Consider the following 21,607-nt stretch of genomic DNA (forward strand, 5'->3'; position numbering starts at 1 on the left):
GATTACTTGTTGTCCTTCTTGTCGTCATCGTCCACGACCTCGGCGTCCACCACGTCGTCATCGCCACCGTTGGAGGCGGCACCCGACGCACCGGCAGCCGCACCGGCAGCATCAGCAGCGCCCGCAGCACCCTGCTGCGCGTACAGTGCCTCGCCGATCTTCTGCGCGGAAGTCATGAGCTCGCTCTGCGCGCTCTTGATCTTCTCGATGTCCTCGCCCTTCAGGGCTTCCTTCAGGGCGTTCACCTTGTCGGTGACTTCCTTGGCGATCTCGTCGGAGATCTTATCCTTGTTGTCGTTGACCAGCTTCTCGGTCTGGTAGGCGAATGCTTCGGCCTGGTTGCGGGTCTCGGCGTCCTCCTTGCGCTTCTTGTCCTCGGCCTCGTGGGCTTCGGCCTCCTTGACCATGCGGTCGATCTCGTCCTTCGGCAGGCCCGAGCCACCGGTGATGGTCATCGACTGCTCCTTGCCGGTGCCCTTGTCCTTGGCGGACACGTGCACGATACCGTTGGCGTCGATGTCGAAGGTGACCTCGATCTGCGGGATGCCACGCGGAGCCGGCGCGATGCCGGTCAGCTCGAAGGTGCCCAGCGGCTTGTTGTCGCGAGCGAACTCACGCTCGCCCTGGTAGACCTGAATCAGCACGGACGGCTGGTTGTCTTCCGCGGTGGAGAACACCTCGGAGCGCTTGGTCGGAATGGCGGTGTTGCGGTCGATGAGCTTGGTCATGATGCCGCCCTTGGTCTCGATGCCGAGGCTCAGCGGGGTCACGTCGATCAGCAGGACGTCCTTGCGGTCGCCCTTGATGACGCCGGACTGCACAGCGGCGCCGACGGCCACGACCTCATCCGGGTTCACGGACTGGTTCGCTTCCTTGCCGCCGGTAAGCTCCTTGACGAGCTCCTTGACGGCCGGCATACGGGTGGAGCCACCGACCAGCACCACGTGGTCGATGTCGCTCACGGAGATGTTGGCATCGCGCAGCACGTTGTTGAACGGCGTGCGGCAGCGGCCCAGCAGGTCGGAGGTCATTTCCTCGAAGTGCGCACGGGTCAGGGTCTCGTCCAGGTGCACCGGGGTGCCGTCGGGCGTCATGGCCAGGTACTGCATGTTGATGGAGGTCGAAGTGGACGAAGACAGTTCCTTCTTCGCCTGCTCCGCGGCTTCCTTCAGACGCTGCAGCGCGATCTTGTCCTTGGACAGGTCGACGCCGTACTTGTTCTTGACCTCGCCGACGAGCCAGTCGATGACCTTCTGATCCCAGTCGTCGCCGCCCAGGTGGTTGTCGCCGTTGGTGGCCTTCACCTGAATGGTGGAGAAGCCGTCGTCGTCCTTGCCGATCTCCAGCAGGGACACATCGAAGGTGCCGCCGCCGAGGTCGAAGACCAGGATGCGCTCGTCTTCCTTGCCCTTCTCAAGACCGTAGGCCAGCGCGGCCGCGGTCGGCTCGTTGATGATGCGCAGGACGTTCAGGCCTGCGATCTTGCCGGCGTCCTTGGTGGCCTGACGCTGGGCGTCGTTGAAGTATGCCGGGCAGGTGATGACGGCATCGGTGACGGGCTCACCGAGGTACGCCTCGGCGTCCCTCTTCAGCTTCATCAGGATCTGCGCGGAGATCTCCTGAGGCGTCCACTTCTTGCCGTCGATCTCGACGGTCCAGTCGGTGCCCATGTGACGCTTCACGGAGCTGATGGTGCGATCGACGTTGGTCACGGCCTGACGCTTGGCGACCTCGCCGACCAGGATCTCGCCGGACTTACTGAACGCCACCACGGACGGCGTGGTGCGCGCGCCTTCGGCGTTCACGATGACGGTGGGCTCGCCACCTTCAAGGGTCGCGATGCAGGAATTCGTAGTACCCAGATCAATACCAACTGCACGTGCCATAATGTGTGCTCCTTAAATATCTTGTTCGTTTACGTTTGCTTGCTCAAGTCTTGGCCCCGCGGCCATCGGTGCTCGATCGACGCCCACGGGTCTTCGCCTCAAGGTTGCCCTCGTTTTGCCTTCCAAAACTTGAGCCTACACCACTCAACTTTCGAGCACCAGCTTTTATTCCCACTTCTTCACAAAAACTTGAGTCGATATCACTCAAGTCCGCTCTCAAAACTCGCAGATACACCGATTTCTTAGCGAAAAAGCCGCCGTATCTGCGAGTTTTGAGAGCACCCAAATGCAAAGAGCCGGCCGCAACCATCACAGGTTGCAGCCGGCTGGCGTATCAGTCACCCTAGGCGACGTCACGAATCGCGGCGAGCGTCAGCTCAGCGGCGACCCGCCTTGACGGAGCGCACGACCATCGCGCCGGCGCCCAGAGCGAGCACCATCAGCGCCAGGCCGAGCACGGTCGCGCCGGTCTTGCCCAGAGGAGCGGTCGGCTCCTTGACGGTGCCCTGAGCGACAGTGCCGCTGCCGTTGCCGCCGTTCGGCGTCTTGTCGGCGGAGCCTGAGGCGGACGGGAAGCTCACGGAGGCGGACTTGCCGGACTGGCGGCCGTTCACCGTCAGCGTGTAGGACGCGCCCTCGGCCGGAGTGAAGTCGGCGAACGAGATCGAGGTGGTGGCCGCGGTGGCGACGCGCACGCCGGAGAGCGGGGTGGACGTGTTGGACTCGGCGACGACCTTCTTGGAGGCGTTGTCGACCAGCTGGTACGACAGCACCGCGTCACCGTTGAAGCCGGTGACGGCCGCGCTGTACTTGCCGTCCTTGTCCTTGTTCACGGTGACCTTGCCGCCGTTGGACAGGTTGTTCTGCGACGTGGTGTCGGTCGCCAGGCCAAGGGCGCCGGCGATCGTGTAGAAGTTATCGGTCTGGTCGGTCAGGCCATCCACGCGGGACGCACCGGGACCCGATGCGGCGATGCGCAGCTGGGTGCCGGTGTGGCTCATGTTGCCCTGGGCCTTGCTGGAATCGGCCGCGCCTTCGGTGTCTTGGCCGTCGGAGTACAGGTTCTTCTCGGAGGTGCCGTAGGAGATGGTGGTCTTGGAGCCGTCGGCGTTCTTCAGCACGGTGCTCAGCGCGTAGTACGGCTGGGATTCGACGATCTGCGAGGTGTGGGCGTGGTCGGCGGTCACGATGATGAGGGTGTCGCTCAGGTTGACCTTCTTGAGGGCGGCGGAGATGGCCTTGTCAAGGTCGTCGGTCTCGCCGATCTGGCCGCAGGCGTTGGCGTTGTGGTCCTGCTTGTCGATGGAAGCGCCTTCGACCTGCAGGAAGAAGCCCTTCTCGGACTTCGGGTTGGCCTGCAGCAGGTCGAGCGCCTTGTCGGTGAAGTCGGCGAGGGACGCGCCCTGATTGCCAAGCCACTTGGCGTTGGTGGTGCACACGGTCGGGTTCTCGTCCTTGGCGGCGTCCTGCTTGGTGGCCACAGACGGGTTGAACTGGGTCGGCAGGTTGCCGTCGCCGAGCAGGGCGAGCACCGGCTGGCCATCCTTGTAGGTCAGGTTCTTGAAGCCGTCGACGTCACCGCTCTTGACGGTCTGGAAACCGCGGTCAGCGGCCTGCTGCCACAGGGTGTTGCCGTTCTCGTCGAGCTGGTTGAAGTACTTGGCGCCGCCGCCGATGGTCACGTCGGCGCGCGTGTCGAGCAGCTGCTCGGAGATGGAGCCGATGCCACCGTTGGCCTTGAGCTGGTCGGCGAGGCACCTGCCGATGCCGGCGAGCTCGGCGTCTTTGATATCGACCTTGCCGTCGCCGTTCTTGTCGGTGCCGTCCCACTTGCCCTGCGGGCCGTAGCAGGCGCGCTCGGAGGAGTGGGATTCCTGGACCGCCGGAGTGGCATCCTGGATCTCGGAGGTGGTCACGTTGCCGGTGGCGAGGCCGTTGGCCTTGGCGAGCTCAATGAGGTTGAGCTGCGGGTTGCCCTTGACGTCCACGGACACGGCGTTGTTGTAGGTCTTGGTGCCGGTCGCCCAGCCGGAGCCGGAGGCGGAGGAGTCGGTGACCGGGGTGATCACGCCGGCGGTCTTGGAACCGGTGAGCTGGCCCTTGGAATCCTTGGCCATCAGCGAATCGTTGGAGCTGCCGCCCAGCGAGAACGTGGTGTACTGGCCGACGCCGCTTTCGGCGGCCTTGCCGGTCGAGGTCTGGAGTGCGCCCGGCTGGCCGATCTTGTCGAGGCCCTGGAACGTGCCGTTGACGCCGTGCAGGTAGTTGCGTGCGACGGTGATCTCGGAATCTCCCATGCCGTCGCCGATGAACAGGATGACGTTCTTCGCCTTCGCGTTGCCGATCGTGGCGATGCGCTGGGCGCCGCCGTGCACCGACAGGGCGTCCACGCCCTTGCCGTTCAGATCGTAGGTGCCGCTCGCGGCGAACGCCGGAGCGGTCAGCGCGCCCAGGGCCGCAGCTGAGGTCAACGCCGCGACGGCGCCTTTGAGCATTTTGTTGATGTTCATGGATCTCTTCTTCCAATCACGAAGCCGGGCATGCCCCGGCGGTCAATCACCGGCGCCGTCGGGCACAGCAAGCCTCTCTCGGCAGCGCCGGAAGGCCTCGCGGCCCTCACCGAGCAAACTATGTCGGCCATTCAACCGTCACGCGACGAGTATCCGAACGTAACGTGAACTTCCGCGGTCATTTTCCGTAACCGAGAGAACGGTTTTCATTTTCAAAGAGCCTTACACACACCCCTTTCTCTTTGAGAACGTTTGCAGTATAATGAAACGAATATGATGTCGGCAGTCACGGCACGATGGGGAATTCAACACACAGCAAAGGAGTTGTCTACATGGATAAAGCAGGAATACGCGAAGTGGCAAAAGCGGCAGGGGTCTCCATATCCACCGTATCCCGCGCATTCGCCCACCCCGAAGTCGTGTCGGAGAAGACACGGCACAAGGTGCTGCAGGCCGCGGACCAGCTCGACTTCAACATCTCCCGCTCGGCCGCGGCCCTGAAATCCGGGCAGACGTTCCGCGTGGCGCTGCTCATGAACGAGGAGATCACCAGCTGGTTCAACACCCAGATCTTCGCCGGCATCAACTCGATCATGCACGACGCCGGCTATGACATCTCCGTCTTCCAGCACATCGACACCGCCGACATGCGCCGCAAGTTCTTCACCGACCTGCCAGTGCGACGCAACGTCGACGCGGTGTTCGTGGCGTCCTTCGCCATCGACGAGAAAGAGGTCGAACAGCTCAAGCGCATCCGCGTGCCGATCATCGGCATCAACACGCCGTCCATCGACGGATTCGACGCCTCCATCAGTATCGACGACGAAAACGGCATGTACACGGCCACCCAGCATCTGCTCAACCTCGGCCACAAGCACATCGTGTACGCCTGCTCGGCGGCGTCCGAGTCCATGGACTCCTCGATCGACGCCCGCGGCCGCGGATTCATCCGCGCCTGCGAAAACGTCGAGAAGAGGCGCGAACTCAACTGGCAGGTGGTCACCGTGCCGCGCGGACGCGCGTTCGCCGATTCGGCGCTGTCGGCGCTGCTCGCGCTGGACGAGTTCCCCGACGCCATCTGCTGCCAGATAGACATGATGGCGATTCCGCTGATGCTCAAGCTCGAACGCTACGGACACCGCACGCCACGCGACTACTCGATCATCGGCTTCGACGACAGCCCCTATGCCGACACCGTCAACCTCACCACCATGAAACAGGACCCGTTCAAGATGGGACGTTCGGCCGCCCAGAAGGCAATCAAGCTCATCAACGGAGAGGAACCCGAGAAGCCGCATGAAATCGTGCAGCCGACCCTGATGCTGCGCGAGTCAGACGCCCTGTACACGGACTGAACCCGTTTCAGACCGCCAGGGCGCAGACCACCAGCGCGATCAGAAGTCCGAATATGGGATTCATCACGCTCCAATCCCACCATCAGCCGGTCACGATCTTGTCATACGGGGCCTCTGCGGCCACCGCCGCGACCAACAGCCGCAACCCGTACCGCCACACGTCACCGGTGTGCCGCCAGTTCTTGCCCGCATCGTTGTACTTGTGACGCCAGTTTGCCGTTGATGACGGTGAGGCCTTCGGCTCCGGCGGCGTATGAGCCGTCGGGTGTGTTCGAGGAGCTCAGAGTGATGTTGCCTTCGGCGTCGACGCCGGCGGAGGGTTTCTTACCGACGTACATGGACGTCAGCAGTTCCAGCGCTCGATGACACGGTCCCCCTTGTATACGGACAGAATCGAATAATGAGCGGTATCCAGACGCAGCAGACGCGCGAAATGCGGGTCGACCCCCAGCCAACGTGCCGTAAGGATGCGCAGCACATGCGCGTGCGCGACGAACAGCACGGAATGGCCGCTCTCCATCAGCGGCACCGCCTGATCGATGGCCTGCTGCACACGGTCATAGACGTCGCTCAGCGACTCGCCCGGCCCGTTATGCACGGGAACCTGCTCGCCGTCCGGCAGCGTCTCCGTCCAGTCACCTTCCATTGTGGGGCTCAGCGCATCGGGGCCATCATTCCATAGCTCCCAAGAGCCGCCGTGCAATTGCGCGATGGTCTGACGGGTACGGCCCTCCGCCCGGCCGTAATCCCATTCCGCGAGCGCCGGCAGCGTACGCGGAGCGAACCCGGCGAGGCTTGCCGTCTGCTGGGCCCTCTTCAGCGGGCTGGCGTACACGCAGTTCTCGCCGAATCCCTGCGGAAACGCCGTCTGAATCCGGGTGCCGGCATCGCGGGCCTGTCGCTCGCCTTCGGCGGTAAGAGGAATATCGGTGCGCCCGGTATGCTGCCCGGACTCACTCCACACAGTCTGCCCGTGTCGGAGCAGAACCAGTCGCCCTGCCGTAGCCGCGTTGCCACCTGTCGTTTGAGTCATATGCAGTACTGTACTCAACCTGCAGCATATTCGCATGCCGAGGCCTATACGCGATGCGTCTCCACCTCGCAAAATAATGGTGACATGACAGAATTTCAGGATGGACCGGGCAACGGCGGATCGGGCCTCGACGGTTCAAGCACCGATCGGATCATCGAAGGCTTCGCCCGAATCAACGAGAAAGTGGATGCCATGCGTAATCAGCGTCTGAACGACCCCGACTCCCTCGGCGATAAGGCCGTCAAATTCGCGCTGCCGTCCATCGCGGGATTCGTGGCCGGCAAGCTGTTCACTCTGGCGTGGAACAAGTTCGTCGCCCGCAAGCGTCCATCCGATGGCACGGGCGAGCTGGGGGACGGAGTCGTGGACCAGCAGGAGAGCCTGTTCATGAGCATCCTGTTCGCCGCATTGTCCGCCGCCGTGGGAGCCGCGGTCTCGCAGCTCTCCGATCGCGGCTCCAAAGCCCTCGTCGCTCGCCGTCACCGTCGCCAATCCGACTGATAATCACTTGGCGTCGTCCAGCGCATTGTCGCCGTGCATCTTCTATGCGCATCAGCCCGTTTTGCGTCTTTATGTGCGCGCCGAAACGACAAGTGCGCGAACATAGGAACGCAAATGACCCTGTTTGCGTACCTAAGTGCGCACGGTCGTCGTTTCGGCGCGCACTTAAAGACGTTCTGGGGCGCCAGCATTACCGACGTGTTCCCCGTCAGCGCAAATGGGTGGCTCTTGGGGCGTCTCTTTGCGACAATGACAGCATGGTTACCAACAGCACTATCGAGACGCTGCTCAATCGCAGGTCCATCCGCAAATTCGTTGCCGAGCCCTTCGACGATGATACCGTCGCCACGCTGGAGACCGTGGCCCAGCACGCCGCTTCCAGCCAGTATCTGAACGACTGGTCGGCTGTCCGTGTCAAGGATCCGGCGCTTAAGAGGCGCATGTCCGAGATCGGCAGGCAGCCGTATATCGCCGAAGCACCGCTGCTGTATGTGTTCGTCGCGGACGAGCACCGCAATGCGATTATCGCCGAGTCGAAGGGCGTGCCCACGGATTCGGACACCTACGGTCTCGCCGGTAGCTACCGGTTCTCTCAGGCCCAGAACGATGCGGTTCTGGCTTTGCATGCGATGGAGACCGCCGCCTATTCGCTCGGCCTGGGATGCGTCATCCTCGGTTCCCTGCTCAATGATGTTCCCGGTCTGATCGAAGCGCTGCACCTGCCCCAGTACACGTATCCTGTGCTGGGATTGGCGATCGGCAAGCCCGATCAGGCTCCCGCGCTCAAGCCTCGCATGCCTCGCGAGCTGCAGTTCTTCGATGACGTGTATCCGTCGGATGATGACGCCACTGAATCCATCAAGGAGCGTATCGGCGCCTTTGACGTTTCAGTGCATGAGTACTACGATTTGCGCAACACCGATCGTCCCGTTGACGCATTCAGCGATCAGATCGCCTCGATTGCAGCCCAGCGCATGGACGCCACGCATCAGGTGATACCGAACGCCACATCGCAGGGATTCCGTCTCGACCGGTAAATGACCCCCAAACGATAATGGGCGGTGGTCGGAACCTGATATCGGGTTCCGACCACCGCCCATTGTGTTATCTGACTCGTTTGTTCGGTCCTCGCGGATTCGCCTATTCGGCGAATGACGGGAGAAGAGCGTCAACGCCACCGCGGCTTGTAGCCCTTCTTGCGGCTGTGCGGTTTTATCTGCTGGTTCAGGGGGACATACGTGTGCTCATGAGCGGGATCACGATGCGTCAGATGCCAGGTGCCGCAATATTCGCACCGATACACCCACAGCTCCGCTCCGCGTTCGATAAGGCTCTGATCGGCGGCGTGCTGCGCCTGGGCCTTGTCATGGTACATGATCTTGTTCGAGGTGGAACAGCGTTTCGGAGTGAAGTAATGCATAGCAACACCACAGTCTAGGACAGGGATTCTTCTGTTGCAACGGCTGTTGTTGTGTTTGGGTATGGGTGGGCCCCCGGGGGTTGTTGGCCTCGTCCGGGGGTCCTTGTCGTGTGGTGCGGCGGCGTGCTACTCTCCCACACCCTGTCGGGTGCAGTACCATCGCCGTGCCAGGCCTTAGCTTCCGGGTTCGGAATGGGACCGGGCGTCTCTCCTGGGCCATGGCCGCCGCAAATCTTGGGTTATCGGCCGGGAAACAGGGGTTTCCCGCCGGCGTGTGGCGGTTCGGGGACCGGACAATGGACGCGATTCGTTGCTGTTGACTGATCGTGCGCGTGTGAGGACCGTGCTCCCTGTGCGCCTTCGCGGGGCCCTGCCGGGTCCTGCGCCACACACCCTCGCGGGCGTGTGGATGTGGGTTGCCTCTCGACCATTAGTACCGGTCGGCTCCACCCCTCGCGGGGCTTCCACGTCCGGCCTATCGACCACGTGTTCTGCATGGGGTCTTCAGCGGCTCGGGGCCGCATGGAATCCTTATCTTGGAGAAGGCTTCCCGCTTAGATGCTTTCAGCGGTTATCCCTTCCGAACGTAGCCAACCGGCCGCGCCACTGGCGTGACGACCGGCATACCAGAGGTTCGTCCACCCAGGTCCTCTCGTACTATGGGCAGGCCTCCTCAAGATTCCAACGAGCGCAGAGGATAGAGACCAAACTGTCTCACGACGTTCTGAACCCAGCTCGCGTGCCGCTTTGATCGGCGAACAGCCGAACCCTTGGGACCTGCTCCAGCCCCAGGATGCGACGAGCCGACATCGAGGTGCCAAACCATCCCGTCGATATGGACTCTTGGGAATGATCAGCCTGTTATCCCCGGGGTACCTTTTATCCGTTGAGCGATGCCGCGCCCGTGCGCCGGCACCGGATCACTATCTCCGACTTTCGTCCCTGCTCGATCCGTCGATCTCGCAGTCAAGCCCGCTTGTGCGATTACACTCGACACCCGATTGCCAACCGGGCCGAGCGGACCTTTGAGCGCCTCCGTTACTCTTTGGGAGGCAACCGCCCCAGTTGAACTACCCGCCAGGCACTGTCCCTGAACAGGATGACTGTTCGAGGTTAGACATCAAACGAGAACAGAGCGGTATTTCACCTTGCGGCTCCGCGGATGCTGGCGCACCCGCCTCGAAGCCTCCCGCCTATGCTACACAATCCGCGCCTAATGCCAATACCAAGGTATAGTAAAGGTCCCGGGGTCTTTTCGTCCTTCTGCGCTTAACGAGCATCTTTACTCGTACTGCAATTTCGCCGAGCTCCTGGTCGAGACAGTGGGGAAGTCGTTACGCCATTCGTGCAGGTCGGAACTTACCCGACAAGGAATTTCGCTACCTTAGGATGGTTATAGTTACCACCGCCGTTTACCGGGGCTTGAATTCACCGCTTCGCAGAAAGCTGACGGATCCTCTTAACCTTCCGGCACCGGGCAGGCGTCAGAGCGTATACAGCGGCTTGCGCCTTCGCACGCTCCTGTGTTTTTGGTAAACAGTCGCTACCCCCTGGCCTGTGCCACCCCCCGCCGCTCATCACCGCAGGGGGTCTCCCTTATGCCGAAGGCACGGGAGCAATTTGCCGAGTTCCTTGACCAGGATTCGCTCGATCGCTTTGGTATTCTCTACCTGACCACCAGTGTCGGTTTGGGGTACGGGCGGCAACGCGCCTGACGCCGAAGCTTTTCTCGGCACCACGGATCACCGGATTCGGGCCGTAAGGCCCCCATCATCACGCCTCGCCCCGATGCCCCGCGGATTTGCCTGCGGGACGGGCTCGAACGCTTGACCACGGAAAACCACCTCCGCGGCCGGCTGCCCTGATGCGTCACTCCTGCGCTGACCTACTACGAGGGGGGATCCCAACGCGCCCGCGCCGCGACCCCCCGAAAGGGGAGACGGCACGGACCCGGAGGTTAGCGCCCCAGGCCTCGGTTGTTTCGGTTCGCTGCCGGTACGGGAATATCAGCCCGTTCATCCATTCGACTACGCCTGTCGGCCTCGCCTTAGGACCCGACTCACCCGGGGACGACGAACGTGGCCCCGGAACCCTTGGTCATCCAGCGGGCGGGATTCGCACCCGCCTCTCGCTACTCATGTCTGCATTCTCACTCCCCAACGGTCCACGGCAGGCTTGCGCCGCCGCTTCGCCCCGATGGGGACGCTCTCCTACCCAGCATCCAAACGGACGCTGCCGCGTCTTCGGTGGCGTGCTTGAGCCCCGCTACATTGTTGGCGCGGAACCACTAGACCAGTGAGCTGTTACGCACTCTTTCAAGGGTGGCTGCTTCTGAGCCAACCTCCTGGCTGTCTATGCGACTCCACATCCTTTCCCACTTAGCACGCGCTTGGGGACCTTAGACGACGATCTGGGCTGTCTCCCTTTCGACGACGGAGCTTATCCCCCGCCGACTCACTGCCGGGATACGCGTCACGGGTATTCGGAGTTTGGCTGCTGTCGGTACCCGATACGGGCCCTCAAGCATCCAGTAGCTCTACCCCCCGGACGTAATCCCCGACGCTGCACCTAAATGCATTTCGGAGAGAACCAGCTATCACGGAATTTGATTGGCCTTTCACCCCTAACCCCAAGTCATCCCCCCGGTTTTCAACCCAGGTGGGTTCGGTCCTCCACGCGGTCTTACCCGCGCTTCAACCTGCTCAGGGCTAGATCATCCCGCTTCGGGTCCAGGACACGCGACTCAAACGCCTTTTGAGACTCGCCTTCGCTACGCGTACCCCACACGGGTTACGCTCGCCACGTGCCACTGACTCGCAGACTCATTTTTCGATAGGCACGCCGTCACCCCGAAAGGCTCCGACGGTTTGTAAGCGCACGGTTTCAGAGACTGTTTCACTCCCCTCCCGGGGTGCTTTTCACCTTTCCCTCACGGTACTAGTTCGCTATCGGTCAGACAGGTATATCTAGGCTTACCCCACGGTCGGGGCGGATTCACACGGGATTCCACGAGTCCCGCGCTACTTGGGAAACACGATCCGGAGACGACGCGCGTTCGGCTACGGGGCCATCACCCTCTGCGGCCCGGCATTCAATCCGGTTCGCCTCACACGCCGTTTTATCACTCCGGCCGGGCCCGCCAGGACCCGGACACACGCTCCCTCAACACCACGCGCGCAACGGCTGGCGCCTGTCACACGCGCGCGGTTTGGCCTGATCCGCTTTCGCTCGCCACTACTCACGGAACATCCTTTCCTGCAGGTACTGAGATGTTTCACTTCCCTGCGTACCCCCCGCGCGAACGCGGTGCCGGCCCATGACGGCCGGCGGGTTCCCCCATTCGGAAATCCTCGGATCAAAGCCCTGCTGGCGGCTCCCCGAGGCATATCGCAGCCTCAAACGTCCTTCATCGGTACTGTCTGCCAAGGCATCCACCATACGCCCTTGCAAGCAACCCGCACGACCCATCCGGGAACGGCGGGAAACCGCAAGCCCACGGCAAAAACTCCGCTGGCAACACAAATCATCACACAAATGATCACACACAAAACGATCAAACACCAGACTCCGAAGAGTCCGGCGAAATCAACAGCAGAAGACACCCCCGAAAGGGCGTCCCCTGCTCGCGTCCACTATCCAGTTCTCAAACCACCACGCACCCGCACGCGAGCCCACCCACCCCACCAGGGGACGGGCGACCGGCACGGGGCACGGAACACCAGCCACGCCAAACGGCGCGGGGTGGCGGTCCGGGAACCCAAAAGCATGCCCGCACCACTCCTGGACGCACCGCACGACCGGCACGCCCGAAGGCCGACTCCACTCTTCCACACCAGCAACCCCCACACACCCGGCACATCCGGGGCAAGGGGGCACACACCGGCCACCAGACAGTGGCCTGAAATCTCCGTAGAAAGGAGGTGATCCAGCCGCACCTTCCGGTACGGCTACCTTGTTACGACTTAGTCCCAATCACGAGCCTCACCTTAGACGGCTCCATCCCACAAGGGGTTAGGCCACCGGCTTCGGGTGCTGCCCACTTTCATGACTTGACGGGCGGTGTGTACAAGGCCCGGGAACGCATTCACCGCGGCGTTGCTGATCCGCGATTACTAGCGACTCCGCCTTCACGGAGCCGGGTTGCAGGCTCCGATCCGAACTGAGACCGGTTTTCAGGGATCCGCTCCATGTCGCCATGTCGCATCCCGCTGTACCGGCCATTGTAGCATGCGTGAAGCCCTGGACGTAAGGGGCATGATGATCTGACGTCATCCCCACCTTCCTCCGAGTTAACCCCGGCGGTCCCCCGTGAGTTCCCACCATAACGTGCTGGCAACACGGGGCGAGGGTTGCGCTCGTTGCGGGACTTAACCCAACATCTCACGACACGAGCTGACGACGACCATGCACCACCTGTGAACCCGCCCCGAAGGGAAACGCCATCTCTGGCGTCGTCGGGAACATGTCAAGCCCAGGTAAGGTTCTTCGCGTTGCATCGAATTAATCCGCATGCTCCGCCGCTTGTGCGGGCCCCCGTCAATTTCTTTGAGTTTTAGCCTTGCGGCCGTACTCCCCAGGCGGGACGCTTAACGCGTTAGCTCCGACACGGAACACGTGGAACGTGCCCCACATCCAGCGTCCACCGTTTACGGCGTGGACTACCAGGGTATCTAATCCTGTTCGCTCCCCACGCTTTCGCTCCTCAGCGTCAGTGACGGCCCAGAGACCTGCCTTCGCCATCGGTGTTCTTCCCGATATCTACACATTCCACCGTTACACCGGGAATTCCAGTCTCCCCTACCGCACTCCAGCCCGCCCGTACCCGGCGCAGATCCACCGTTAAGCGATGGACTTTCACACCGGACGCGACGAGCCGCCTACGAGCCCTTTACGCCCAATAAATCCGGATAACGCTTGCGCCCTACGTATTACCGCGGCTGCTGGCACGTAGTTAGCCGGCGCTTATTCGAAAGGTACACTCACCCGAAGGCTTGCTCCCAAACAAAAGAGGTTTACAACCCGAAGGCCTCCATCCCTCACGCGGCGTCGCTGCATCAGGCTTGCGCCCATTGTGCAATATTCCCCACTGCTGCCTCCCGTAGGAGTCTGGGCCGTATCTCAGTCCCAATGTGGCCGGTCGCCCTCTCAGGCCGGCTACCCGTCGAAGCCTTGGTGAGCCGTTACCTCACCAACAAGCTGATAGGACGCGACCCCATCCCACGCCGATAGAATCTTTCCCACAATCACATGCGATCATGTGGAACATCCGGCATTACCACCCGTTTCCAGGAGCTATTCCGGAGCATGGGGCAGGTCGGTCACGCATTACTCACCCGTTCGCCACTCTCACCACCAAGCAAGCTTGATGGATCCCGTTCGACTTGCATGTGTTAAGCACGCCGCCAGCGTTCATCCTGAGCCAGAATCGAACCCTCCACAAAAAAAACGAAAGGGAACCATTGATGACCCCAAAAATTGACGCGACTTCTTAATAAGGAAAAGAAGTCCGCACGAAAAACCCCGGCCCCCATCAAGCGCCCTCGCGCACCCACGGGCAAACACCCGCAGGCGGGAACCGGACTGGCATAAAATCAACCAAAAAAGTAGTACAAACACACTCTTGAGTTCTCAAACCACCACCACTCGGCCAGCTCAGCAACCCCAGTGAAGAAGTCCATCGCTAACCGGCAGCGAGTAGATAACTTACACGAGTTGGCCGACCAACGCAAATCGACAAGCCCCAAGACACCCAAAACCGTTGAAACAACAACATTCCATCGGCGTGTCGAAAATCGTCAAAATACGCCTTCAATACCAACTTCAGACCGTCTTTCGTTTCCAAATCATTAGGAAAACGGTCCTTGTACGGCGTGTTGTGCAATGATCCCCACACGGACGGCGGCCATTCACCCACCGTTCAACGCCGGAAGGCAGACACATTCCTGTGGTAAGCCTGTAATCATGAAACACATCGCAGTATTGACGGGCGCCGGCATCTCCACGTCGGCGGGCATCCCCGACTTCCGCGGCCCGGACGGCATCTGGACCAAACACCCCGAGCAGATGAGCGTCTATGACATCGACTCCTTCCTGTCCGATAAGGAGGAGCGCGAATACTCCTGGCGCTGGCAGAAGGAATCACCGGTATGGAACGCGCAGCCCGGAGCCGCGCACAAAGCACTGGTCAAACTGGAGAAAGCCGGCATGCTCACGCTGCTCGCCACGCAGAACTTCGACGCACTGCACGAGAAGGCGGGTAACAGCCCGGACGTCATCGTCAACCTGCACGGCACCATCGGCACCTCACACTGTATGAAATGCCACGCGAAATACGACACCGCCGACATCATGGCCCGCCTGGACGAAGAGCCCGACCCGCATTGCCACCGCACGCTTCCCTATAGTGGCGGTATGCCCTGCAACGGCCTGATCAAAACCGATGTCGTCTATTTCGGAGAGGCCCTGCCGGACGGCGCAATGGAGAAATCCTATAAGCTGGCCTCGCGCGCGGACGAGCTGTGGGTCATCGGTTCGACGCTGGAAGTATATCCGGCGGCGAGCATCGTGCCCGTGGCCGCACAGGCGGGAGTGCCGATCACCATCATGAACATGGGGCGCACGCAATGCGACCGTCTCGCGTCGCGTCTGATTCGCGACGACATCGCAGTTGCGCTGCCGAAGCTGGTGGACGAGACCATCTCCGCGGCACAGTAACGGCGCAGTAGCGGCACGGCTATGCAACGGCCAGCCATGACGGCCGGCTTATACGCAGCGGGGGCGCCCGGACGAGATGGTCCGGGCGCCCCCGCATGTCATCGGCGTCAAAGCCGCACCGCTTCATTTCGCATCTGCGAAAGCCGGCGGAAACCCACGGCGTCAGTAAATGCGCTTGGGCTGGAAGCCTGCCTCCTTCAGCGCCATGAGAATATGGTCGATGTGATCCGGACCATTGGTCTCGACGGTCACACCGAGCGAAACCGCATTCGTATAGTGGCCGGACGCCTTGAACTGGTCGTGATCCAGAGCGATAACGTTCGCGCGTTCACGAGCAAGCAGCTGCGCCACCTTGACCAGCTGGCCAGGGGTGTCAGGCAGCTCCACCTCGAAGTTCATGATGCGGCCGCGGGCGATCATACCCTTCTGAATCACCGCACCCATCGTCACCGTATCGATGTTGCCGCCCGACATGATCGGCACGACCACGTGCGGGCCGGTCGCGGAGGCGAACTTGCGCGAACGCAGGTTCAGGTGTTCCAAAGCCGCCAGAGATACCGCGCCCGCAGCCTCGATGACCAGCTTGTGCTTCTCCAGCATCAGCAGGATCATCTCGTTGATATCGCGTTCGGTGACGGTGACCAGATCGTCCATGAACTCGTTGAGCAGGGCGAACGGCAGGTCGCCGGGGTGCTTGACCGCAACGCCCTCGGCGGACGTGACGACCTGATCGGCCTCGGTCACCCGTCCGGCGGCGAACGAGTTCTTCCATGCCGGGCTGCCTTCGGGGATCGCGCCAATCACGCGAGCCTCGGGCTTGAACGTCTTGATGGCGAGCGCCACGCCGGCGCCCAGGCCACCGCCGCCCAACGGCACCACCACGTCGGTGACGTTCGGCACATCCTCCAGAATCTCCAGGCCAATGGTGCCCTGACCGCAGATGACCTCGTAATCGTCAAAGGGCGGCACATAGATCATGCCTTGCGTGGAGGCCAGTTCGGCGGCATGGGCGGCCGCCTCGTCGAACACGTCGCCGTACAGCACCACATCGGCGCCGTACGCCTTGGTGGCGTCTACTTTCAGCGGGGGCGTAATCTGCGGCATGCAGATCGTCGCCTTGGCATGACGCTCGCGCGCCGCATACGCGACGCCCTGCGCATGGTTGCCGGCGGACGCGGTGACGATGCCGCGGGCGATCTGCTCCTCGGAAAGCGACGCGATCTTGTTGTACGCGCCACGAATCTTGAACGAACCGGTCACCTGCAGGTTCTCCGGCTTGAGCAGAATCTCATGCCCGGTCAGCTCAGACAGTGTGCGAGAGGGAATGATCTCAGTGTGACGCGCGGTGCCTTTCAAACGCTTGGCGGCGAGCTTCAGCTCGGCCGCGTGGTCACGCTGCAATGCCTTAAGGACGTCTTTCTGTTCCATACTGCGTATTGTATGCGTCGCCCTGCCGAACGGACGCGGCCGTCTCACCTGCGATTGCCGCAGTCGCGGCGGCCCGTCGGAGGACTGGCCGGAAAACAGTTGCACGTATTCATAAGTCGGCTTCGTTGCGAGGCTCCCTTCGTCGCCGGGCGTCTGATGTATGACGGTCTCGATGGTAGACGAAACGTAATTTATTGCCACGGTATCGCGTGTTTCTTGCGCAAGGAAAGAAATAACCCGCATACCGGTCCGGCAATTATCGTCGTGAGGCGAAGAAGCCGGTGAGCAGACGGGCGCATGCCGCTTCGCGAACGCCGCCGACGACCTGCGGCACATGCCCGACATGCGGATCGCGGGGGATGTCCCAAATCGAACCGCACGCCCCCAGCTTCGCGTCCCAGGCCCCAAAGACGATGCGTCCGATGTGCGTCTGGATGCACGCCCCGGCGCACATCGGGCATGGCTCCAATGTCACCACCAGCGTGCAGTCGGCCAGATTCCAGTCGCCGCGGGCCTGCGCGGCCTCACGCATCGCCTCGATCTCGGCATGCGCCAACGGATCGTGCCCCGCCTCGCGACGGTTGCGCCCCCGGCCGATCACCGTGCCTCGCTCGTCGAGCACCACGGCACCGACCGGCACGTCACCCTGCTTCCCGGCGCGCTCTCCCAGCGCAATCGCCTCGCACATCGCCTCGTCAAGTTCGCCCATGCGCCCAGTTTATCGAAATCGCGCTCTCAAAACTTGCAGATACAAAATCAGAACCGCCATTTTCCAATACATCGACTTTTGTATCTGCGAGTTTTGAGAGCGCGATTCATGAACAACCACCAATCAGGCACCATGCCGATGCCGTATATTGAGGCTTATGGGCGAAGAAGCAGCACACGATACGACACGACGTCTTTCCGACGTGATTCCCGGACGATTCGGCGATCCGGTCTCGGTGCAGTATGCCTGGATGTCACCCGAAAACGCCGAAGCGATGCCGACACGGCCGTTGTTCCTCGCGCTGCATGGATGGGGATCCAATGAACGCGACATCGCCGGAATCATGCAGTACATCGCCCCCTACAACGATGTGGTGTCGCTGCGAGCGCCTCTGGTCCTGCACGCGCCGGAAGGCGTATCGGCCGGCGCATACAGCTGGTTCCATGACGCTGTGCCTTCCGGAGACGACCTGGATCACGACATCGCGGCCGCCGCACGCGCGGTCGACCAGTGGGTCGACGGCCACATCCCCGCGACGCGCGACGTCGTGCCGATCGGGTTTTCGCAAGGCGGGGCCGTCGCGGTCCATCTGCTGCGCATGCACCCGGAACGCTATCGCGCCGTCATCAACCTGTCGGGATTCCTCGCGCCCGCAGGCGTGCCCGGCACCGCGCCGGCGGATGACCGGCTGACCGACTTCGAGATACCGGTATATTTCGGATACGGCAAGAACGATGCGGTCATTCCCAAATATGAGCTGTTCGCCGCGGCCGCGTGGCTGGAAGAGCACACGTGGCTGACGACGAAAAGCTACCGCGGGCTGGACCATGCGGTGAGCCTGGACGAGTTTTCGGATATCCGGCAATGGCTTGTATTGCACGACATCGCGTCCGGCGTGCTGTGACCCGCGCGACCCCATCGGCCGCGCCCACCCCGTTCAGATGCTGCTGTCGGCGTCCACACTCATGACGAACACGTTGCGGCGCAGGGCCTTCGCCTGGGCGCGTGTGATGTCGCCCGCCTCGAGCATGTCCTGGATGATGCCCAGCTCGATGCCATAGCTCTCACGCTTGATCTCTTCCGCCTGAGCGATCGCCTTCGCGCTGCCGCCCATGTTCGGCCGTGACTTCAACGCGCCCTCGGCCCGGCGATAATCGAGGATCAGCGCCGAGCAGTGCTCCGTACGGTAGGTGCCGCGTCCCATCTCCTCATACAGCCGATCCACCACGTGCTCCATCACGTCGAGCTGCAGCAGCCGGGAGTGCGCGAACATCTCGTCCTCGCTGATCAGTGGCGTGGTACGCCGGATCTTGCTGCTGATGCGCCGTCCGAGATTCTCCGCACGACGTTCGAACGCGCGCATGCGCCCGCGAATCTGAGACACCGCATGGCCCGAGGAGGAGACCGTGGACGTGTGCCGCAACGTGTTCATGATGTCATCCATCATGCGTTCGCATGCCTCCACGCGCATGTCCTGCTCCGCCGCATCATCCAGCGGGTGCATTTTCAATTCGGCGAGCAGACTCTTGAGATAGTCCTTCTCCCAGTGCAGCGCCTCGATCTGCAGCCGCTCCAATCCCTGGGGGTCGGATTCCCCGACGCGCTGCTTCAATCTCGTGATGCGCTTCGTATACGACTCGATGACCATGAGCACCGCGCGGCGGTTCTCATCGTCGACTCGCCCCGTCAGCTCCTCGACGGTCTTGCGTAGGATCTCTATGGTGATCTCCGTCATTTCGGGTGCCATGCGGTCACGGTTCGGAGCGAACAGAGGCAGCATGAAATTCGCCAATAGTAGCGTGACGACGATGACGCCGGATGCGATGAAAATCAACTCGTCGCGCATGGGGAACGGCACGCCCCAAGTGACGGTGAACGGGATGGTGAACATCAGCGACAGGGTGATCGTGCCCTTGGCGCCTCCGAAGGTCATCACCGCGGCGCTGCGCCAACGGGCCGGCGTCATCTTGCGCCGTTTGCCAGTGTTGACGTCGCGCGCCAAACGCAGCATCCCGGCCACCCACAGGAACCGCATCGTCACCACGACCAGCGACACCAGCAGAATCACGATGCTCAGGCGCACGTTGCTCACGCCGGGATCGTCCCAACTGGCGCTCATCGCCTTCGGCAGCTGCATGCCGAGCAGGATGAACACGGCACCGTTGAGGCTGAACGACAGCACACCCCATACGCTGGACGACACGATGTTGGTGCGGGCGACGTTCGGCCCGATGCCGGTCCGGTCGAACCGCACGAACAGGCCGGACGCGACCACCGCGAGAATGCCGGACACGTGCAGTTCCTCTGCGGTCAGGTACAGCATGAACGGCAGGAACAGCTCCATCAATATGCGGGTGGTGGTGGTCTCCCAACCCAGCGAGCGCACGGTTTCGAACAGCCAGTTCGCGAGCAGGCCAATCGTCAGACCGTATACGGCACCGCCGATGAACGAGAGCGCGAACTCGCCGGCAGCCCGGCCGATCGCGAACTCGCCGGTGATGGCGGCGGCGATGGCGAACTGGAAGCCGACGATGCCGGACGCGTCATTGAACAACGACTCGCCTTTGAGCACGCCCAACTGGCGCAGGCTCAGCGACGCCTCCTTGCCCAGCGAGCTGACCGCCACCGCGTCGGTCGGCCCCAGCGCCGCGCCAAGCGCCAGCGCGGCGGCGAGCGTCACGGACGGCCAGACGGCATGGACGATGACGCCGACCGCCACCATGGTGGCGATGGCCAGTCCGATTGCCAATGACAATGACAGTTTCAGCGATTTCAGCAATTCGGATTTGTCGATCTCGTGCGCTTCCAGATACAGCAGCGGCGCGATGAACAGCACCATGAACAGTTCGGGATTCAGGGAGGCGTTGGGGAATCCCGGCACCTGCGTGATGATCGCGCCCATCGCGATCTGAACCAGCGGAGTCGACACCTTGGGGATGAACCGGCTGGCGAACGACGAGAATACGACGACGCCGATAATGCACAGTATCAGCTGAAAGACTTCCAAGGCTCGCTCCGGCTCTCCGTCGGTTGTGTGGGATTACTTCACAATATAAACCGACTCCGCACCCGACACGTTAACTTCGGCGTCCGGCTTAACGGCTGCGCGCGGGCAAAAAGAAACCCCGGCGGTGTTGCCCGCCGGGGAGAGAAAGGAGAGAGAAGAAGAAAGGGGTTCAGTTATTGAGAATCGTGCTGCCGATTCCCGGTCGGCTTGTGCTGACAGTTAATAGTAAAACACCCGTTTCTTGGTGCAATGCTGAGATTGTCTGAAAGCTTCCTGTGAGTTGATGTCGCGGGCTGAATCCCATCACATGGTAATGGCTGTAGACTGTAGTGTGGCGCCGTGCGCCATACACGTGAGCGCGAAAAGGAGAATCCTCATGCTGCTGTCCGACCGCGACATTCTCGCCGCCCAGAAGGACGGTCATATTTCTCTTGACCCATGGACTCCGGAAATGGTGCAGCCCGCGTCGATTGACGTGCGCCTCGACCGTTTCTTCCGCCTGTTCAACAATCATGCCTACACATACGTGGATCCGGCCGAGAACCAGGGGGCGCTGACCGAGCAGTTCGACGTCGCTCCGGACGAGCCGTGGATCCTGCATCCGGGCGAGTTCGCGCTCGGCTCGACGTGGGAGTACGTCAAGCTCGACGCGACGGTGGCGGCACGCTTGGAAGGCAAAAGCTCGCTGGGCCGTCTGGGCATCCTCACACATTCGACGGCCGGCTTCATCGACCCCGGTTTCGAGGGGCATATCACGCTGGAGCTGAGCAACGTGTCGACGCTTCCGGTCAAGCTCTGGCCCGGCATGAAGATCGGGCAGATGTGCTTCTTCCAGCTCAGCTCTCCGGCCGAGCACCCTTACGGCTCCAAGGGCACCGGCTCCCATTATCAGGGCCAGCGCGGCCCGACCCCCAGCCGTTCCTACGTTAACTTCTACAAGGCCGACGTCAACGACTAGAGCCGATACCCAAGTTCTTTGACGCAATGTGCCGGCGACTCCATGACTGGGCCGCCGGCACATTGTTATGCTCCGTTCGATGCCGT

At 61.9% G+C, this 21,607-nt stretch carries 14 protein-coding genes and 3 rRNA genes; 6 read left to right on the forward strand and 11 right to left on the reverse strand.

Features of this window, described 5'->3' with window-relative positions; genetic code table 11:
* Nucleotides 1-2 precede the first annotated feature (2 nt).
* Nucleotides 3-1,886 carry a molecular chaperone DnaK gene (gene dnaK / locus BBBF_RS08955; RefSeq protein ID WP_003814044.1) on the reverse strand — a complete coding sequence of 628 codons (1,884 nt, stop codon included), beginning with the start codon at nt 1,884-1,886 and terminating at the stop codon, nt 3-5.
* Between the two features lie 377 nt (nt 1,887-2,263).
* Nucleotides 2,264-4,396: an alkaline phosphatase gene (phoA, locus tag BBBF_RS08960; protein WP_013390363.1), complete on the reverse strand. Its 2,133-nt coding sequence runs from the start codon at nt 4,394-4,396 to the stop codon at nt 2,264-2,266.
* A 332-nt stretch (nt 4,397-4,728) separates the two neighbouring features.
* Between phoA and BBBF_RS08965 the strand changes: the two genes are divergently transcribed.
* Entirely contained in the window at nt 4,729-5,751 is a 1,023-nt protein-coding gene (locus tag BBBF_RS08965) for a LacI family DNA-binding transcriptional regulator (RefSeq protein WP_021648258.1), read from the forward strand.
* A 161-nt stretch (nt 5,752-5,912) separates the two neighbouring features.
* Here the strand turns inward: BBBF_RS08965 and BBBF_RS08970 are convergent, their stop codons facing one another.
* Nucleotides 5,913-6,089 carry a hypothetical protein gene (locus tag BBBF_RS08970; protein WP_013364032.1) on the reverse strand — a complete coding sequence of 59 codons (177 nt, stop codon included), beginning with the start codon at nt 6,087-6,089 and terminating at the stop codon, nt 5,913-5,915.
* 5 nt (nt 6,090-6,094) lie between these two features.
* Complete coding sequence (locus BBBF_RS08975; RefSeq protein WP_003814034.1) at nt 6,095-6,784, reverse strand: histidine phosphatase family protein; 690 nt, start codon at nt 6,782-6,784, stop codon at nt 6,095-6,097.
* A gap of 84 nt (nt 6,785-6,868) precedes the next feature.
* Between BBBF_RS08975 and BBBF_RS08980 the strand changes: the two genes are divergently transcribed.
* Both BBBF_RS08980 and BBBF_RS08985 read left to right on the forward strand, forming a co-directional pair.
* Nucleotides 6,869-7,285: a DUF4235 domain-containing protein gene (locus tag BBBF_RS08980; RefSeq protein WP_021648259.1), complete on the forward strand. Its 417-nt coding sequence runs from the start codon at nt 6,869-6,871 to the stop codon at nt 7,283-7,285.
* Nucleotides 7,286-7,542: 257 nt separating this feature from the next.
* On the forward strand, nt 7,543-8,322 hold the full coding sequence (locus BBBF_RS08985) for a nitroreductase family protein (RefSeq protein WP_021648260.1): 780 nt from the start codon (nt 7,543-7,545) through the stop codon (nt 8,320-8,322).
* A 131-nt stretch (nt 8,323-8,453) separates the two neighbouring features.
* On the opposite strand, the gene BBBF_RS08990 is transcribed toward BBBF_RS08985, so the two are convergent.
* The 4 genes from BBBF_RS08990 to BBBF_RS09005 all read right to left on the reverse strand — a co-directional run bounded on the left by BBBF_RS08990 (nt 8,454) and on the right by BBBF_RS09005 (nt 14,146).
* Complete coding sequence (locus tag BBBF_RS08990) at nt 8,454-8,705, reverse strand: hypothetical protein (RefSeq protein WP_003814027.1); 252 nt, start codon at nt 8,703-8,705, stop codon at nt 8,454-8,456.
* Between the two features lie 113 nt (nt 8,706-8,818).
* Nucleotides 8,819-8,935: ribosomal RNA gene (gene rrf / locus BBBF_RS08995) — 5S ribosomal RNA — on the reverse strand.
* A 180-nt stretch (nt 8,936-9,115) separates the two neighbouring features.
* Nucleotides 9,116-12,163: ribosomal RNA gene (locus BBBF_RS09000) — 23S ribosomal RNA — on the reverse strand.
* A gap of 455 nt (nt 12,164-12,618) precedes the next feature.
* Nucleotides 12,619-14,146 (reverse strand): 16S ribosomal RNA (locus BBBF_RS09005).
* Together the 16S, 23S and 5S rRNA genes form the textbook arrangement of a ribosomal RNA operon.
* A gap of 517 nt (nt 14,147-14,663) precedes the next feature.
* Between BBBF_RS09005 and BBBF_RS09010 the strand changes: the two genes are divergently transcribed.
* On the forward strand, nt 14,664-15,419 hold the full coding sequence (locus BBBF_RS09010) for a Sir2 family NAD-dependent protein deacetylase (protein ID WP_033509616.1): 756 nt from the start codon (nt 14,664-14,666) through the stop codon (nt 15,417-15,419).
* Nucleotides 15,420-15,581: 162 nt separating this feature from the next.
* On the opposite strand, the gene ilvA is transcribed toward BBBF_RS09010, so the two are convergent.
* Together ilvA and BBBF_RS09020 are read right to left on the reverse strand one after the other, a co-directional pair.
* Entirely contained in the window at nt 15,582-16,847 is a 1,266-nt protein-coding gene (gene ilvA, locus BBBF_RS09015; protein ID WP_003814968.1) for a threonine ammonia-lyase, read from the reverse strand.
* 256 nt (nt 16,848-17,103) lie between these two features.
* Nucleotides 17,104-17,556 (reverse strand): nucleoside deaminase, encoded by a 453-nt coding sequence (locus BBBF_RS09020; protein WP_003814970.1) that lies wholly within the window; start codon nt 17,554-17,556, stop codon nt 17,104-17,106.
* A 157-nt stretch (nt 17,557-17,713) separates the two neighbouring features.
* Between BBBF_RS09020 and BBBF_RS09025 the strand changes: the two genes are divergently transcribed.
* A complete protein-coding gene (locus BBBF_RS09025) occupies nt 17,714-18,460 on the forward strand; it encodes an alpha/beta hydrolase (RefSeq protein WP_017143642.1) in 747 nt (248 codons plus the stop codon).
* A 33-nt stretch (nt 18,461-18,493) separates the two neighbouring features.
* Here the strand turns inward: BBBF_RS09025 and BBBF_RS09030 are convergent, their stop codons facing one another.
* A complete protein-coding gene (locus BBBF_RS09030; RefSeq protein WP_033509552.1) occupies nt 18,494-20,563 on the reverse strand; it encodes a cation:proton antiporter in 2,070 nt (689 codons plus the stop codon).
* A gap of 376 nt (nt 20,564-20,939) precedes the next feature.
* Between BBBF_RS09030 and dcd the strand changes: the two genes are divergently transcribed.
* The gene (gene dcd / locus BBBF_RS09035) at nt 20,940-21,521 is read left to right on the forward strand and encodes a dCTP deaminase (protein ID WP_003814973.1); all 582 of its coding nucleotides are present in this window, start codon (nt 20,940-20,942) and stop codon (nt 21,519-21,521) included.
* Nucleotides 21,522-21,607: the final 86 nt, after the last annotated feature.

The sequence above is a fragment of the Bifidobacterium bifidum ATCC 29521 = JCM 1255 = DSM 20456 genome (assembly GCF_001025135.1).
GTDB classification, from domain to species: Bacteria; Actinomycetota; Actinomycetes; order Actinomycetales; family Bifidobacteriaceae; genus Bifidobacterium; species Bifidobacterium bifidum.